Below are 1,109 nucleotides of genomic sequence, written 5' to 3'. Positions count from 1 at the left end.
GTGGTATTGGGGGCGGGGCGGCTCAGCGGGCGCCGACGACCATCCAGCGCGCGGCGCGGGCGCGCAGGCCGAGGGTGAGGCCGCGCGCGCCGAGGTAGCCGAAGGCGAACGCCGCCATGAGCCAGGCGAGCCCGACGGCGCCCTGCGGTGCCCAGGCGAGCACCGCCCAGGCCAGCGGCACGAAGACGAGCAGGTTCACCAGCCCGGTCACGGCGAGGTAGCGGGCATCGCCGGCGCCGATCAGCACGCCGTCGAGTACGAAGACGAGGCCGCAGAGTGGGCCGGACAGGCCGAGGACCACGAGTGTCAGGGGGAGGAGCGCGCTCACCTCTTCCGCCGTCGTGAACAGCCCGCCGAGCAGGGGGCTCGTCACGACGAGGAGGGCGCCGATGGCGGCACCCCCGAGCACACCCCACTCGAGGCAGCGCCGCAGCACCGCGCGCACCCCGGGGAGATCGCCGGCCCCGAGGCCGCGCCCGACGAGGGCCTGGGCGGCGATCGCGAGCGCGTCGAGGGCGAACGCCATCGCCGCGAACAGGGTCATCGCGATCTGGAACGCCGCGAGCTGGGGCGAGCCGAGGCTCGTGGCGACGAAAACCGCGAGCAGCATCGCCGCACGCAGGCTCACCGTGCGCAGGAACAGCCAGCCGCCGCTCGACGCCCCCCGCAGCATCCCGCCGCGGTGCGGCCGCAGCCGGGCACCCTCACGCCGGGCGTGCCGAACGACCACGACGAGATACACCGCGACCATCGCCCACTGCGCGACGACCGTGCCGAGCGCCGAGCCGACCAGGCCGAGCCCGAGACCATAGATGAACCACAGGTTGAGCACGATGTTGGCCGTGAAGCCGAGCCCCGCCACCCAGAGCGGCGTGCGGGTGTCCTGCAGTCCGCGGAGGAGTCCTGTCGCCGCGAACACGAGCAGCATCGCCGGAAGTCCCAGCATCGACACGGTGAGGTACCGGGCGGATGCCGCGGCCACGGCAGGCTCCGCGCCGAACGCTCCCACGAGCTGCGGGCTCAGCGCCGCGCCGAGCAGCGCGAGCACCAGACCGAGGCCGAGCGCGAGCCAGAGGCCGTCGATCCCGACGGACACGGCCCTGCCGCGG

Annotated in this window: 1 protein-coding gene; it reads right to left on the bottom strand. The window is 74.5% G+C overall.

The features are described from left to right. Positions 1 to 22: 22 nt before the first annotated feature. Positions 23 to 1,109 (bottom strand): MATE family efflux transporter (locus QN357_RS19010; RefSeq protein WP_323505401.1); only part of this gene is annotated, 1,087 nt, incomplete at its 5' end.

The organism is Cryobacterium sp. RTC2.1 (genome assembly GCF_035018685.1).
In the GTDB taxonomy this organism is placed as follows: Bacteria; Actinomycetota; Actinomycetes; order Actinomycetales; family Microbacteriaceae; genus Cryobacterium; species Cryobacterium glucosi.
This window is presented reverse-complemented; position numbering and strand designations above follow the sequence as displayed.